The sequence below is a fragment of the Agrobacterium vitis genome (genome assembly GCF_013337045.2).
Classification (GTDB): domain Bacteria; phylum Pseudomonadota; class Alphaproteobacteria; order Rhizobiales; family Rhizobiaceae; genus Allorhizobium; species Allorhizobium vitis_B.
Map to the genome: position 1 here is coordinate 1,095,994 of NZ_CP118259.1, position 13,177 is coordinate 1,109,170.

The following is a 13,177-nucleotide window of genomic DNA, read 5'->3' on the forward strand; positions in this document are numbered from 1 at the left end:
GATGTCGACGATTCGCAGCGCGCATTCCGACGAAGCAGGGATTTTGGCCGATATCGGCTTTCGCGCCTGGGAACAGGCGATGATTCCCGTCGGCGAAACGCGGACGATGGTCGATACTGCCCGCAGCGCATTTATCAATTTCGCCCGCTCGAACCTGATTACCATGTCCGTGGTCGAACATGCAGGCCACCCCGTTGGCTGGGCGGCGCGCGAAAATCTCGATGATAAGATCTCCGATTTCTGGATCGATCCCGATTACCAGCGGCGCGGCTATAGTAGGACGCTGCTCGCCTCCATCGAGGAGGATATCGTTCACTTGGGCTTTGAGGAAGCGCATCTCGAAACTCATGCGCGCAACCGTCAGGCCGTCGGTTTTTTCGAGCACCACGGATATAGCGTCCACTGGCTGTCGGTGGTCTATAATCCGAAGCTTGACCGGGATGTGGAGACGGTCGGCATGTCTAAGCGTCTCGTTGAAAAACGCAGCTTTACCTATGGCCCCGGCGGCGGGTTTGAGTAGGACGCAAGGGGTTTATGTCAGCTGGTTGGTCAGGCAGCTGGCGGAAATCGCGTAGGCTTTCAGCTTGCGTCCCATGAGATAGCCATCCTTGGGTGTCAGGTCCGCCACAGGATCGACCACCGCGCCGTGGCAGGTGACATTGGCTCCGGTCACATACAGCACGGTTTCCGTGCCGAGCGCCGAGGTCAGCGGAAATTCCTGCTCATAGTAATTGCGCGGAAAACCACCGGTGGTCCGGGCCTTGATGGCGAAGGGTTCGTCGCGCAGCGTGTGAAACAGATCGGCAAGAATATCGCGGTTATCAGCGACGATGGTGGCTGTGCCGGTCCTCGCGGCCGTCGTGGCAATCGCCCAGCTCAGATCGGTTCGTCCCAGATAGCGGGCCAGCACCGATTGGCCTTTTGGTGTCGTGACGTGCTGAGGAAAAGCCGTCAGCAGCGGAAAGGCTATGGCGATGATGCCATTGATCGCCAGCGAGATCTTCAGCGCCCGAGGCGAGGACTGGAGAAGATACCAGACCGCCAGCATGGTGCCTGCTGCGTAAGCGGTGGCTGCCCAATTGGCATAGGCACGCGACATCAAGGCCTGGAAAACGATGGCGAGAATGATTGGCCAAGACAGGATGAACAGATGTTTTTCGGTCGTGGAGGCACGCCCCCGCAGCAGCCGGTAAAACACGATCAGCAGAGCGGCAAACAACACCGGTCCGACCACGCCGAACTGACTGCCGAGAAACTCTGCTGCCTTGCCGATCTTGAAGTTCAGCCCGTGCCAATCGGCATTTTCCGACGTGTGTTTCAGCGTCGCGCCGCCATGGGTGCTATTCCACCAGATATTCGGAGCGATAACAACGACTGCCGCGAAGACGGCAAGCATGGTGTCTCTCAGCGCGATGCGCGCCTTGGGCAGGGTGATCGCGGCAATGATTGCGGTCGCGGCGAAATACAGCATCGCATATTTTGACAGGGTGCCGCAGCCGATGGCGATGCCCATCAAAACTGCATAGCCAGCCGAGCGTCGCTCGATCAGACGCGAATAGCACAGCAGTGTCAGCGCCAGGAAAGGAAACAGGATCGTGTCGGTGGACATGAACACCGATGACAGCGCCACGCCCGGCAGGATCGCATAGCTTAGTCCTGTCCACAGCCCGGCCTTTTCAGAACCGGTCAGCCTGGACGTCGCCGGGATCAGCAGCAGCGCCGTTGCCATATGGAACAACGGACTTGCCACACGGACCCAGAAAATATCCTGGCTGCCGCCGATCAGCGTGAACAGATGGATCACCCAGGCGATCATCGGCGGCTTGGAATAATAGCCGAAGTCGAGATGGGTTGACCACAGCCAGTATTGCGCCTCATCCACAAACAGGTCGGTGCCGTCGAAATGCAGCATCACGATCCGGTAGAGCGTGATGGCAAGGATGAGGAAGACGCTGGTGGTCAGGGTGATGCGCATCAGGGCCGCCGGTTTATGATTTGGATTCGGAGGGCAGGTCGGTCTTGCGGCCCTGATGCAACAGCATCAGGTTGCGGATATAGACGATGATGCCAAGCCCCTGGCCAAGCATGATGATCGGCTCGCCACGGTGAATGCCATAGGCCAGCAGCATGATACCCCCGATCACCGAAAACCACCAGAAGGCGGCGGGAATCACGGAGCGTTTCTGCTTTTCAGACACCAGCCACTGGATGATGAACCGTAGCGAAAACATCAACTGGGCAATCACCCCCAGCGCCAGCCAGATCAGGTCGTTGGTGTCATGGATTTTGAAATAGGCGAGAAGATCATTCATGGGATGACGGTCCGATATCTTGCGGGCGCACGGTCTTGCGGCGTTTGATCAGCCAGCTGACGCCGATCAGGTCATGAATGCCGACCAGGGCGCGCTGAAGATTGTTGTAATTTGAAGTTCCGGCATGGCGGTGCCGATGGCCGACATCCACATGCGCCACCCGCCAGCCATAGGCGGAAAACAGGGCCGGCAGATAGCGGTGCATGTGATTGAAAAACGGCAGGTCCAGAAAGGCATCGCGCCGAAAGGCTTTTAGCCCGCAGCCAGTGTCGCGGGTGTTGTCCTGCAAGATGCTCTGGCGGATGCCATTGGCAAGACGCGAGGCGATCTTCTTCGACAAAGTGTCCTGCCGCTTGGCCCGCTGCCCGGCGACCAGGCCCAGATCGGGAGCGATGTTATCGCCCAAAAGCGGAGCGACGAGCCGGGGGATTTCCGAGGGCGGGTTCTGGCCGTCGCCATCCATGGTGCAGATGATCGGCGCACGCGCCGCGTTGACGCCCGAATGGATCGCTGCCGATTGACCGCCGGAGACGGGATGATGCAGCACGCGCACCCATGGCTTGAGGCTGGCTGCTTGCCTTAGCCGGGCAAGCGTGGCGTCCGTCGATCCGTCATCCACGAAAATCGCCTCGAAATTCTCGCCCTGACAGGCAGATTCGATCTCCCCGATCAGCAGGTCGATGTTATCCGCCTCATTCTTCATGGGGACGACAACGGCAAAGCGGGGCAATTGGGCGTTCATGTCTGTTTCCAAGGGCTGTTCTCCGCCGCCCCCATAGCCTGTTTTCCAAGGCGCGTCATCCGCCTTGAACGGCTGTTTAGGCTGCTTTGCCCTGCATTTTGCGAGCAACCGCTAATTTTGCCACGTCATCCGCTTTTTTCAGTGGTGCCGGGCCATTCCTTGACAGGCGAGGTCACTGCGCCGTCTTGCGCCTTGCGCGCATTTGTTTTAACCGGGAAGGTGAAAATCACCTGTCGGAGCATTGCTGTTTTTTCCCGATCGCCGACCGCTCCGGCTTCTTTATGTTTGTGCAATTCCTCAGGCGAAATCTCTCGTGTTTTTGCCGGAATTGGTCTGAAAAGAGCATGTCATGACCCTTGTCGATACGCGCACCCCCGACCCGAAACGCCTGATTCCCGGCGCCACCGGCGATTGGGAAATCGTTATCGGCATGGAAGTTCATGCTCAGGTGTTGAGCCAGTCCAAGCTGTTTTCCGGGGCCTCAACCACATTCGGCAATGCACCGAACGACAATGTGTCGCTGGTCGATGCGGCCATGCCCGGCATGTTGCCTGTCATCAACGAGGAATGCGTTCGCCAGGCGGTGCGCACCGGTCTCGGCCTGAAGGCGAAAATCAACAAGCGTTCGATTTTTGACCGCAAGAACTATTTCTATCCCGACCTGCCGCAGGGCTATCAGATCTCGCAGTTCAAGGACCCGATTGTTGGCGAAGGCAAGATCATCATTTCGCTCGGCCCCGATCGTCAGGGGAATTTCGAGGATATCGAAATCGGCATCGAACGGCTGCATCTGGAACAGGATGCCGGCAAGTCGATGCATGACCAGCATCCGACCATGTCCTATGTCGATCTGAACCGCTCCGGCGTGGCGCTGATGGAAATCGTCTCGAAGCCGGACATGCGCTCGTCTGATGAAGCCAAGGCCTATATGACCAAGCTGCGCTCTATCGTGCGCTATCTCGGCACCTGCGACGGCAATATGGACGAAGGCTCGATGCGCGCCGACGTCAACGTCTCGGTGCGCAAGCCGGGCGGCGAATTCGGCACGCGCTGCGAAATCAAGAACGTCAATTCCATCCGCTTCATCGGCCAGGCCATCGAGTATGAAGCTCGTCGCCAGATCGCTATTCTGGAGGATGGCGGCTCGATTGATCAGGAAACCCGGCTGTTTGATCCGGGCAAGGGCGAGACCCGCTCAATGCGCTCCAAGGAGGACGCACATGATTATCGCTATTTCCCCGATCCCGACCTGCTGCCGCTGGAGTTCGATGATGCCTTCGTGCAGGCCTTGAAGAAGGATCTGCCGGAATTGCCCGACGACAAGAAGGCGCGTTTTGTCGCCTCCCTGGGCCTTTCCGTCTACGATGCCTCGGTGCTGGTGTCTGAAAAGGCGATTGCTGATTATTACGAAGCCGTGGCTGCGGGTCGCGATGGCAAGATTGCCGCCAACTGGGTGATCAATGACTTGCTGGGTGCCTTGAACAAAGCCGGCAAAGGCATTGAAGAGACCCCGGTTTCACCTGCCCAGCTCGGTGGTATCATCGATCTGATCAAGGCGGAGACCATTTCCGGCAAGATCGCCAAGGACCTGTTTGAAATCGTCTTCAACGAGGGCGGTGATCCCGCCGATATCGTTGAAAGCCGGGGCATGAAACAGGTGACCGACACCGGCGCCATCGAAAAGGCTGTGGACGAGATCATCGCCGCCAATCCCGATCAGGTCGCCAAGGTGCTGGCCAAGCCGACGCTGGCTGGCTGGTTCGTCGGTCAGGTGATGAAGGCGACTGGCGGCAAGGCCAATCCGCAGGCGGTGCAGGCGCTGGTCAAGGCCAAACTGGGCCTGGAGGAGTAAAGTCCGATGTTCTTCATCCGCACCGCCAATGATCGGGATCTGGAAAAGGTGCGGGTGCTGCTGGGGGAAACCTGGCATGCCACCTATGACGCCCTCTATGGCGTGGCCAAGGTGCAGAAGATTATCGATACCTGGCATTCGGCTGCCGCGCTGAAAGCGCGGCTGGCCAAAAAGGGTGGAGAATTTCTGGTGGCTGACGATGGCAAGCGCCTCGGCGGCATGGGGTTTGCTGCCATGGCGGATAATATGGTCAAGACCGCCATTCTGCATCAGCTTTATGTCCACCCGAGTTTTCACCGTCAGGGCATTGGCACTGATATTCTGGCCGAACTGGAAACCTGCTTTCCGGACGCCGAGATCCTGCGGCTGGACGTGGAGCCCAAAAATACTGGTGCCGTCACTTTTTACACCGCTCACGGCTTCGTGGAGGTCGATCGCACCCAGAATTGCGGGGCAGCGGGCAGCGGCATCGAAGGCTTGGTCATGGAAAAGCCGCTGGTCAATGTTTTATCCGGGCCATTCTAGGGCGCTTATAACCCTCAGCCCGAAACCTTCAGGATCATCATGCCCCCGTTGACCATTCGCCCGGCGCAAGAATCGGATATTGCCGCCATCGTGGCGCTGTTTGCCGTTGACGATCTCGGCGGCCATGGCGATACCACGGACCCTGATGCCCTACCGGATTACCTTACTGCTTTCCGACGCATTGCCGCATCGAGCAATGAGATCCTGTATGTTGCGGAGCGTGATGGCGCGGTGGTTGGCACCTTCCAGACCATGGTTACCACGACATTGACCGGACGCGGTTCGTCTTCGATGATCGTTGAGGCTGTGCAGACACGGGCCGATTGCCGGGGGCAGGGGATCGGGGCGCAGATGATCGAATTTTGCCTTGAACAGGCACGGGAGCAGGGCTTGCAGCAGGTGCAATTGACGTCAAACGCAGTGCGGCTTGACGCGCATCGGTTTTATGAGCGGCTGGGCTTCAAGAAGAGTCATTTCGGCTTCAAGTTCAAGCTGAAATGAACAGGGCTTTGACCCGACTCTCTGGACAAGAGCCCGTCAAGGCGTCATAAGCAAATCATCATTGAAAGCCGCCGGACCGTGGCGGAGCCGAGGAAAAGACATGAAGCAGCTTTTGTTGCAGATTTTCACCTGGTGGAGTGGCCAGACCGTCGGAACCCGTTTCTTCACCTGGCGTGAAGGTAAGCGCGTTGGTGAAGACGAGGCAGGTAATGTCTATTATGAAGGCGGCATGAGCAGCTTCGGCCTGCAACGCCGCTGGGTGATTTACAACGGTTATGCCGATGCCTCTGCCATTCCGCCTGGCTGGCATGGCTGGATGCATCACCGCACCGATGTTCCGCCTACCAAGGACAATTACGTGCCACGGGAATGGGAAAAGCCGCATGAGGCAAACCTGACCGGCACCGCCAAAGCCTATCGTCCGCAGGGCTCTATTGCCGCGACCGGTGCTCGTCCGCGCGTCACCGGCGACTACGACGCCTGGACACCCGGCAATTAACAGAGACTTTATGAGCGCATGACGGGTTACGCGTTGTGCGCTCTTCCGGTTTTGGCCACAAATTTCCGGTACATGGGTTTGTCAGCGCGTTCCTGCTGACATTTGTTTTGCGCGTAGGGCGGACGTGTCTGCAATTCGGATCACCGGTCCAATTGCTGGCGCATTTGAAAATTGGCCCATCTGAGCGACGACGGCCGGAAACGACAGGAATACGATCTGTGAAACAGACGAAAAGGGTGTTGAGAGCGGTTCTGGCAGCAACCAGCCTCACCGTAGCGTTCTCGATAACGGCCACTGTTCCAGCCGATGCCGCCCGCATTTCCAACGCCGTTGCGGTTTTTTCGGGATTGGACAAGATCACCGGGCGGATTACCGAATTCGACGTCTATATCAATGAGACAGTCCAGTTCGGTGCCTTGCAGGTGACGCCCAAGGCCTGTTATTCCCGTGATGAAACGGAGGCTCAGCATGTCGATGCCTTCGTGCAGGTCGAGGAAATTACCCTGGATCGCCGTATCCGCCAGATCTTTTCAGGCTGGATGTTTGCCGATAGCCCGGCACTAAACGCCATTGAGCACCCGATCTACGATGTCTGGCTGAAAGATTGCAAGCAAACCTCCGACGTGCCGAAGCCGGTAAAATAAGGCAAAAATCGGAATGTCGAAAACCGGCTATTCTGGGCTGATTTCTTCCGGCAGTAGAAATGGCACATTGGCCATGGTTACGGCCTCGTCCAGCATTTTGCTGTACTCGTCTTTTGCCACATCTATCGCTCCGAAGGTTTTCAGATGCTCGGTGGTGAACTGGGTGTCGAGCAGCACGAAGCCCTGTGCCCGCAGCCTGTCGACCAGATGCACAAGACAGATTTTCGATGCATTGGAACGGCGGGAAAACATGCTTTCGCCGAAGAAGGCCGCCCCCAGAGACACGCCGTAAAGGCCGCCGACCAGTTCATCGCCCTCAAAGGCTTCGACGCTATGGGCGTGGCCCATGTGAAACAGGGCTGTGTAGAGGTCGCGGATTGTCTGGTTGATCCAGGTGCTGGGCCGGTCCGGCGCAGGCTCGGCGCATTTGTCCAGAACCGCCGCAAAAGCCGTATCGAAGCGGATATCAAACGGCTTTTGCCGGATGATCTTGGCCAGACTTTTGGAATAGTGAAAACTCTCGAGGGGAATGATGCCCCGTAGGTCCGGCTCGACCCAGAACAGCTCCGGGTCGTCGCTGGATTCGGCCATGGGAAACAGGCCGATGGAATAGGCGCGCAGCAGGATGTCGGGTGTGATGCTTCTATCCTTGCTGCGCCGACCCATTCTATGTCCTTATTTCGTGGACGTTTTGGCCAGATAGTGCTCCAGCCAATGTATGTCGTAATCACCCTTGGCAATATCCGGATTGTTGATCAGATCCTGGAACAATGGCAGGGTCGTCTTGATCCCGTCAATAACGAATTCATCGAGAACCCGGCGCAGACGCATCATGCATTCTTCGCGGGTGCGGCCATGCACGATCAGCTTGCCGATCAAGCTATCATAGTAAGGTGGGATCTTGTAGCCAGCGTAAGCGCCGGAATCCACCCGCACCCCAAGTCCACCAGGAGCGTGGAAATGGGTGATTGTGCCAGGCGACGGCGTGAAGGTGCGCGGGTCTTCGGCATTGATGCGGCATTCGATGGCATGGCCACGGAATTCCACTTCTTCCTGCGTCACGGAAAGACCAGCGCCCGATGCAACGCGGATCTGTTCATAGACTAGATCGATGCCGGTAATGGCTTCCGTCACCGGATGCTCCACCTGCAAACGGGTGTTCATTTCGATGAAATAGAACTCGCCGTTTTCATAGAGGAACTCGATCGTGCCAGCGCCGCGATATTTCAGCTTCTTCATGGCGTCGGCGCAGATCTGGCCGATCTTCATCCGCTGTTCCTGGGTCAGGGCAGGGGAATTGGCCTCTTCCCAGACCTTCTGGTGGCGGCGCTGAAGCGAGCAATCGCGTTCGCCCAGGTGAATGGCATTGCCTTCACCGTCGCCGAATACCTGGATTTCGATATGCCGGGGCGTACCGAGGTATTTTTCCATATAAACGGCGTCGTTACCGAAAGCAGCTGCGGCTTCCGAACGGGCCGTGGACACGGCTTCTTCCAGCTCTGCTTCGGTGTTCGCGACTTTCATGCCGCGTCCACCGCCGCCAGCCGTTGCCTTGATCAGCACTGGAAAGCCGATTTCTCGGGCGATTTCCAGCGCAGTTTCCGGCTTAACTTCGCCAGCGGAACCGGGAACCACGGGAATGCCGAGGGATTTTGCGGTTTCCTTGGCGGTAATCTTATCGCCCATCAGCCGGATATGATCGGCGGTCGGTCCGATGAAGGTAATGCCGTGGGCATCGAGAATATCGGCGAACTTGGAATTTTCCGAGAGGAAGCCATAGCCGGGATGGACGGCATCCGCCCCGGTGATTTCGCAGGCGGCAACGATCTGGTGGATGTTCAGATAGCTGTCACGCGAGGGCGGCGGGCCGATGCAGACGCTTTCGTCGGCGAGGCGCACATGCATGGCGTCGGCATCCGCGGTGGAATGCACGGCAACGGAGGCAATGCCAAGCTCCTTGCAAGCGCGCAGCACGCGAAGGGCGATTTCGCCGCGATTGGCGATGAGTATTTTTGAGATGACTGGCATCGGCTTACTCGATGATGACCATGGCTTCGCCATATTCGACCGGGCTTGCATCGTCGATGAGGATTTCGACGACCTTGCCGGAACGAGGCGAAGGGATCTGGTTCATTGTCTTCATGGCTTCGATGATCAGCAGCGTCTGGCCTTCCTTGACCGTCGAGCCGACTTCGATGAAGGGCTTTGAACCGGGGGCGGGGGACATATAGACCGTACCGACCATGGGAGCCGTTACGGCTTTGGACAGATCGCGGGCAGCAGGAGCCGCGACCGCGACCGGAGCAGGCGCTGCGGCAGGTGCCGGGGCACCGTAAGGCGCGCCATACTGCATCTGCGGCATCGCCATCATTTGCGGAGCCACCATTTGCGGCGCAGCGCGGGAAACGCGAATTCTCAGCGCATCCTGTTCCACTTCGATCTCGCTCAGATCGGTCTCGTTCAAGATATTCGCCAGCTCGCGGATAAGCGCCTGATCGATGCCGGTTTTCTTCTCTGCCATGGAGGTTGTCCCTGAATTTCTTGTTCTATCGTGTGAGGTTATCAAGCGCTTGCAGCGCCAGGAGGTAGGAATGCGGTCCGAAGCCGCAAATAACTCCCTTGGCGGCGGGCGCTATCATCGAGGTGTGGCGGAATTCTTCCCGCGCGTGGACATTCGAAATATGAACTTCGATGACCGGAACAGTAATCGCCCGCATGGCGTCATGCAGTGCGATCGATGTATGCGTATAGGCACCGGCATTGAGCGCGACACCGACAGCTTTATCGCCGGCTTCATGCAACCAATCGACCAGATCGCCCTCATGATTGCTCTGGCGGCAGTCGACGGAAATGCCGAGCTGCTCACCCAATCGAACGCAATCCGTTTCGATGTCGGCCAATGTCTTGCCACCGTAAATCCCGGGTTCCCGCTTGCCAAGCGCATTGAGATTGGGGCCGTTCAGCACGAAAATTGTTCTGCTCATTGCTGTTCCGTCGCGTTTTCGACCGCCTCCTATAAACCGGCATCCGTTGAAGGAAAAGCCCTTTGCGCTTTTCTCCCTATGGCTTCACTGTAAAATCAGCTGGATATCGCGACTATCTGGTGGATTCAGCAGGTTGATTTGCCGCAGGTGCGAACATTCGTCAGCTTCTCCTGGAGAGCATCTGCACCAATGGCACCGGAAACCAGTTCATTGCCGATCACATAGGCGGGTGTGCCGTTAATGCCCAGGTCCTGGGCCAGTTGATAGACCTTTTTGACCGATGTGTCATTGGGGCTGTCAGCCATTTCCTTGCGAAGGGCTGCTTCGGAAATCCCCAAGGTCACACCGGCGTCAATGGCGCTTGCTTCCGTAGCTCGGCCTTCACTGCCCAGAAGTGCGTGGTGGAAGTCGCTGTATTTTTCCGGTGCCAGCTTGCGAAAAGCGTCTGCAACCCGGTGGGCGGCCACCGAATCCGGCCCAAGGATCGGGAATTCCTTCAGGACGAACCGCACATTCTTGTCAGTCTTCAGAATGGTGTCCATGTCCGCCAGCGCATGGCGGCAATAGCCGCAATTGTAATCGAAGAACTCGACAATCGTCACATCGCCCTTTGGATTGCCAAGGACGATATCATCCTTCGAATTGAAGATCTCTGCCTTGTTGCGTTCGATGCCGCTGGAGGCCTGGCTGGCGCGGGCCGCTTCCTGTTTCTTTTGCAGGGCGTCCTGCACGTCGAGCATGATTTCCGGGTGGGCGATCAGATATTCCTTGATGAAGGCGCCGATTTCTTGCTTCTGCTTGTCATCCAGCGCGTAGGCTGGTGCGCCGAGGCCGGTCGTGGCAATGAGCGTTGCCAGAACGGCGCTGCGAAAAAATCGTGTCTTCATGTCAATCCTCGTCTCTGGCCATTGTCTTCGGCCATTATTTTCGGCCTACGTGTTCGGCGGCATGCATGTCCGCCCTGCCGGTCTTCGGGCTTTGTGCCAGCCGCAGCGCTGGCGGTCTAGTCTGTCCGGTTATTTTCGTGGTCAATCCACCTCGAATTGGACGTGTGACCGTAGCTCATTCCCTGACCGGGAAAAGCGGGAAAACGCTTTCCGGCATGGCTCTTACCATTGTGATAGGGTGCGCAATGCGGCAAATGTCAGGCGCATTTCTGTTTCAGCCTCCTAATAGATTAGAAAGAGATCCATCTTGGTTATGCTTTCCACCCGTAGTGCTGTCGAACCGTTTCACGCCATGGATATTCTGGCTGAGGCCAACCGTTTGAAGGCCGCTGGCCATAAGGTGATTTCTCTGGCAGTCGGCCAGCCAGGCGCGCCAGCGCCCGAGCGGGCAATACGGGCGGCGGAAGTCGCCTTGCGGGCGGGCCAGATCGGCTATACCGACGCCTTGGGCCGCGCCGACCTGCGTCAGGGGCTTTCCGATTATTATCATCGTCGCCACGGCACGGAGGTCGCGGCGGAGCGGATCATGGTGACGACTGGCTCGTCGGCGGGCTTCAACCTGGCATTTCTGACGCTGTTTGATGCAGGCGACGCGGTGGCCATTGCCCGTCCTGGCTATCCCGCCTATCGCAACATCCTGAAGGCGCTGGGATTGGTGGTGATTGAAGTGCCTGTTGGCCCCGAGACTGATTTCACCCTGACGCCCGACAGTCTGGAGCGCGCGGCAAGGGCTGCGGGTGTTCGGCTGAAAGGCGTGCTTCTGGCCAGCCCCGCCAATCCCACCGGCACGGTCACAGGCCGGGCTTCGTTACAGCGTCTGGCACTGTGGTGCGACGACAACGGCGTCAGCTTTATCTCCGACGAGATCTATCACGGCCTGACCTATGGCGTGGAGGAAGCGAGCGCGGTGGAATTTGCGCCTGACGCCGTCGTCATTAATTCCTTCTCCAAATATTATCGGATGACTGGCTGGCGGATCGGCTGGATGGTCCTGCCACCAGCCTTGGTGCGTGGCGTGGAATGCGTGGCCCAGAGCCTCTATATTTCGGCGCCCGAATTATCGCAGATTGCCGCCATGGCCGCGCTGGAAGCAGGCGATGAATTGGAAGAATACCGAGCCGGTTGCCGCGCCAATCGTGATTTTCTCCAGGCTCGGCTGCCTGCGTTGGGCATGCCGCTGCTCTCTCCCATGGATGGCGCGTTCTATGCCTATGTCGATGTCAGCCGCTTCACCAATGACAGTATGGAATTTGCCCGCAGATTGCTGGCGCAAACCCATGTGGCGGCAACGCCTGGCCTCGATTTCGATCCGCTGGAAGGCCACCGGGCATTGCGGATTTCCTATGCGGGAACACTGGCCGACCTGACCGATGCCACCGACAGAATCGCCAACTGGCTTGCGTGAGTTTTATGAGATATCAATGACTTGAGATCGATTTCAGACTCAATGTGGCAAGCTCTTGAATCAATCTGTGAAAGGGTTGATTCTGTTTGTCAGGATCGTTCAAGACGCAGCAGGGGATGTCAAATGCAGGATGAGCCAATGATGTCGCGCGTGCCTGTTCTTGAAACCGAAAGGCTGCGATTGCGCGGTCATCGCCTCGAGGATTTCGAGGCATCGGCCCGGATGTGGGCGGACGAGAGAGTGGTGCGCTATATCAGCGGGAAGCCATCGAGCCGCTCCGACAGCTGGTCGCGGCTGCTGCGCTATATCGGCCATTGGCAGGCGCTATCCTTCGGCTATTGGGTCGTTGAAGACCGTATCAGCGGCGATTTTCTCGGTGAAGTCGGCTTCGCCAATTACAAGCGCGATATCACCCCACCCTTGGACGAGGTGCCGGAAATTGGCTGGGTGCTGATTGCCGATGCCCATGGCCGGGGGATTGCAACCGAAGCCGTCGCGGCCGCGCTTGGCTGGGCCGATCGGCATTTTGCCCATGCAGAAACAGTCTGCCTTTTCGACCCACAGCACCAGGCGTCGATCCGGGTCGCAGAGAAAAGCGGTTATTGTCGTAAGGGTGAGGCGACCTATATGGGCAGACCGACGCTGGTCATGCAGCGCATGAGGCCATTATTGGTCGCAGCGCCGGACTTCGGTTGATCACACCGTTTCACAGACCATAGGACTGATGGACGCTTACCATTAAACGAAAACGGCCACGCTGGAGCGT

General features: G+C 57.8%; 16 protein-coding genes. 8 read left to right on the top strand and 8 right to left on the bottom strand.

Going from position 1 to position 13,177, the window contains the following annotated elements; all coding sequences use genetic code 11:
• Position 1 precedes the first annotated feature (1 nt).
• Positions 2-520, top strand: a complete 519-nt coding sequence (locus tag G6L01_RS05095) for a GNAT family N-acetyltransferase (protein WP_070167194.1) — start codon at positions 2-4, stop codon at positions 518-520.
• A 12-nt stretch (positions 521-532) separates the two neighbouring features.
• Here G6L01_RS05095 and G6L01_RS05100 read toward each other — a convergent pair whose 3' ends face one another.
• Genes G6L01_RS05100 through G6L01_RS05110 form a run of 3 tightly spaced genes read right to left on the bottom strand, consistent with a single transcriptional unit; the run spans position 533 to position 3,054 of the window.
• On the bottom strand, positions 533-1,975 hold the full coding sequence (locus G6L01_RS05100) for an ArnT family glycosyltransferase (protein WP_081344217.1): 1,443 nt from the start codon (positions 1,973-1,975) through the stop codon (positions 533-535).
• A gap of 13 nt (positions 1,976-1,988) precedes the next feature.
• Complete coding sequence (locus G6L01_RS05105) at positions 1,989-2,312, bottom strand: lipid-A-disaccharide synthase N-terminal domain-containing protein (RefSeq protein ID WP_060715729.1); 324 nt, start codon at positions 2,310-2,312, stop codon at positions 1,989-1,991.
• A complete protein-coding gene (locus G6L01_RS05110) occupies positions 2,305-3,054 on the bottom strand; it encodes a glycosyltransferase family 2 protein (protein ID WP_081344216.1) in 750 nt (249 codons plus the stop codon). Before G6L01_RS05110 ends, G6L01_RS05105 begins: the two co-directional genes overlap by 8 nt.
• A 349-nt stretch (positions 3,055-3,403) precedes the next feature.
• Between G6L01_RS05110 and gatB the strand changes: the two genes are divergently transcribed.
• The 5 genes from gatB (at position 3,404) to G6L01_RS05135 (ending at position 7,075) form a co-directional block, all read left to right on the top strand.
• Positions 3,404-4,906: an Asp-tRNA(Asn)/Glu-tRNA(Gln) amidotransferase subunit GatB gene (gatB, locus tag G6L01_RS05115; RefSeq protein WP_015915700.1), complete on the top strand. Its 1,503-nt coding sequence runs from the start codon at positions 3,404-3,406 to the stop codon at positions 4,904-4,906.
• 6 nt (positions 4,907-4,912) lie between these two features.
• Positions 4,913-5,431: a GNAT family N-acetyltransferase gene (locus G6L01_RS05120; RefSeq protein WP_070167193.1), complete on the top strand. Its 519-nt coding sequence runs from the start codon at positions 4,913-4,915 to the stop codon at positions 5,429-5,431.
• A 39-nt stretch (positions 5,432-5,470) separates the two neighbouring features.
• Positions 5,471-5,932 carry a GNAT family N-acetyltransferase gene (locus tag G6L01_RS05125; protein WP_070167192.1) on the top strand — a complete coding sequence of 154 codons (462 nt, stop codon included), beginning with the start codon at positions 5,471-5,473 and terminating at the stop codon, positions 5,930-5,932.
• Positions 5,933-6,032: 100 nt separating this feature from the next.
• Complete coding sequence (locus tag G6L01_RS05130) at positions 6,033-6,431, top strand: NADH:ubiquinone oxidoreductase subunit NDUFA12 (RefSeq protein ID WP_015915703.1); 399 nt, start codon at positions 6,033-6,035, stop codon at positions 6,429-6,431.
• Between the two features lie 251 nt (positions 6,432-6,682).
• Positions 6,683-7,075, top strand: coding sequence for a DUF2155 domain-containing protein (locus G6L01_RS05135; RefSeq protein WP_234624901.1), 393 nt, complete (start codon positions 6,683-6,685; stop codon positions 7,073-7,075).
• Positions 7,076-7,102: 27 nt separating this feature from the next.
• On the opposite strand, the gene aat is transcribed toward G6L01_RS05135, so the two are convergent.
• The 5 genes from aat to G6L01_RS05160 all read right to left on the bottom strand — a co-directional run bounded on the left by aat (position 7,103) and on the right by G6L01_RS05160 (position 10,946).
• Positions 7,103-7,741, bottom strand: coding sequence for a leucyl/phenylalanyl-tRNA--protein transferase (gene aat, locus G6L01_RS05140; RefSeq protein ID WP_070167190.1), 639 nt, complete (start codon positions 7,739-7,741; stop codon positions 7,103-7,105).
• 9 nt (positions 7,742-7,750) lie between these two features.
• Positions 7,751-9,103 (bottom strand): acetyl-CoA carboxylase biotin carboxylase subunit, encoded by a 1,353-nt coding sequence (gene accC, locus G6L01_RS05145; RefSeq protein ID WP_015915706.1) that lies wholly within the window; start codon positions 9,101-9,103, stop codon positions 7,751-7,753.
• Between the two features lie 4 nt (positions 9,104-9,107).
• Positions 9,108-9,596, bottom strand: a complete 489-nt coding sequence (accB, locus tag G6L01_RS05150) for an acetyl-CoA carboxylase biotin carboxyl carrier protein (RefSeq protein WP_015915707.1) — start codon at positions 9,594-9,596, stop codon at positions 9,108-9,110.
• A gap of 25 nt (positions 9,597-9,621) precedes the next feature.
• Complete coding sequence (gene aroQ, locus G6L01_RS05155) at positions 9,622-10,059, bottom strand: type II 3-dehydroquinate dehydratase (protein WP_070167189.1); 438 nt, start codon at positions 10,057-10,059, stop codon at positions 9,622-9,624.
• 125 nt (positions 10,060-10,184) lie between these two features.
• Positions 10,185-10,946, bottom strand: coding sequence for a DsbA family protein (locus G6L01_RS05160; protein ID WP_070167188.1), 762 nt, complete (start codon positions 10,944-10,946; stop codon positions 10,185-10,187).
• Positions 10,947-11,253: 307 nt separating this feature from the next.
• Here G6L01_RS05160 and G6L01_RS05165 point away from each other — a divergent pair, with 307 nt between their 5' ends.
• Together G6L01_RS05165 and G6L01_RS05170 are read left to right on the top strand one after the other, a co-directional pair.
• Positions 11,254-12,411 (top strand): pyridoxal phosphate-dependent aminotransferase, encoded by a 1,158-nt coding sequence (locus G6L01_RS05165; protein WP_139190279.1) that lies wholly within the window; start codon positions 11,254-11,256, stop codon positions 12,409-12,411.
• Between the two features lie 123 nt (positions 12,412-12,534).
• A complete protein-coding gene (locus G6L01_RS05170) occupies positions 12,535-13,107 on the top strand; it encodes a GNAT family N-acetyltransferase (RefSeq protein WP_070167186.1) in 573 nt (190 codons plus the stop codon).
• Positions 13,108-13,177 lie beyond the last annotated feature (70 nt).

Coding starts and splice junctions, on each gene's coding strand:
- G6L01_RS05095 (WP_070167194.1), top strand. CDS start 2: ATGTCGACGATTCGCAGCGCGCATTCCGACGAAGCAGGGATTTTGGCC.
- G6L01_RS05100 (WP_081344217.1), bottom strand. CDS start 1,975: ATGCGCATCACCCTGACCACCAGCGTCTTCCTCATCCTTGCCATCACG.
- G6L01_RS05105 (WP_060715729.1), bottom strand. CDS start 2,312: ATGAATGATCTTCTCGCCTATTTCAAAATCCATGACACCAACGACCTG.
- G6L01_RS05110 (WP_081344216.1), bottom strand. CDS start 3,054: ATGAACGCCCAATTGCCCCGCTTTGCCGTTGTCGTCCCCATGAAGAAT.
- gatB (WP_015915700.1), top strand. CDS start 3,404: ATGACCCTTGTCGATACGCGCACCCCCGACCCGAAACGCCTGATTCCC.
- G6L01_RS05120 (WP_070167193.1), top strand. CDS start 4,913: ATGTTCTTCATCCGCACCGCCAATGATCGGGATCTGGAAAAGGTGCGG.
- G6L01_RS05125 (WP_070167192.1), top strand. CDS start 5,471: ATGCCCCCGTTGACCATTCGCCCGGCGCAAGAATCGGATATTGCCGCC.
- G6L01_RS05130 (WP_015915703.1), top strand. CDS start 6,033: ATGAAGCAGCTTTTGTTGCAGATTTTCACCTGGTGGAGTGGCCAGACC.
- aat (WP_070167190.1), bottom strand. CDS start 7,741: ATGGGTCGGCGCAGCAAGGATAGAAGCATCACACCCGACATCCTGCTG.
- accC (WP_015915706.1), bottom strand. CDS start 9,103: ATGCCAGTCATCTCAAAAATACTCATCGCCAATCGCGGCGAAATCGCC.
- accB (WP_015915707.1), bottom strand. CDS start 9,596: ATGGCAGAGAAGAAAACCGGCATCGATCAGGCGCTTATCCGCGAGCTG.
- aroQ (WP_070167189.1), bottom strand. CDS start 10,059: ATGAGCAGAACAATTTTCGTGCTGAACGGCCCCAATCTCAATGCGCTT.
- G6L01_RS05160 (WP_070167188.1), bottom strand. CDS start 10,946: ATGAAGACACGATTTTTTCGCAGCGCCGTTCTGGCAACGCTCATTGCC.
- G6L01_RS05170 (WP_070167186.1), top strand. CDS start 12,535: ATGCAGGATGAGCCAATGATGTCGCGCGTGCCTGTTCTTGAAACCGAA.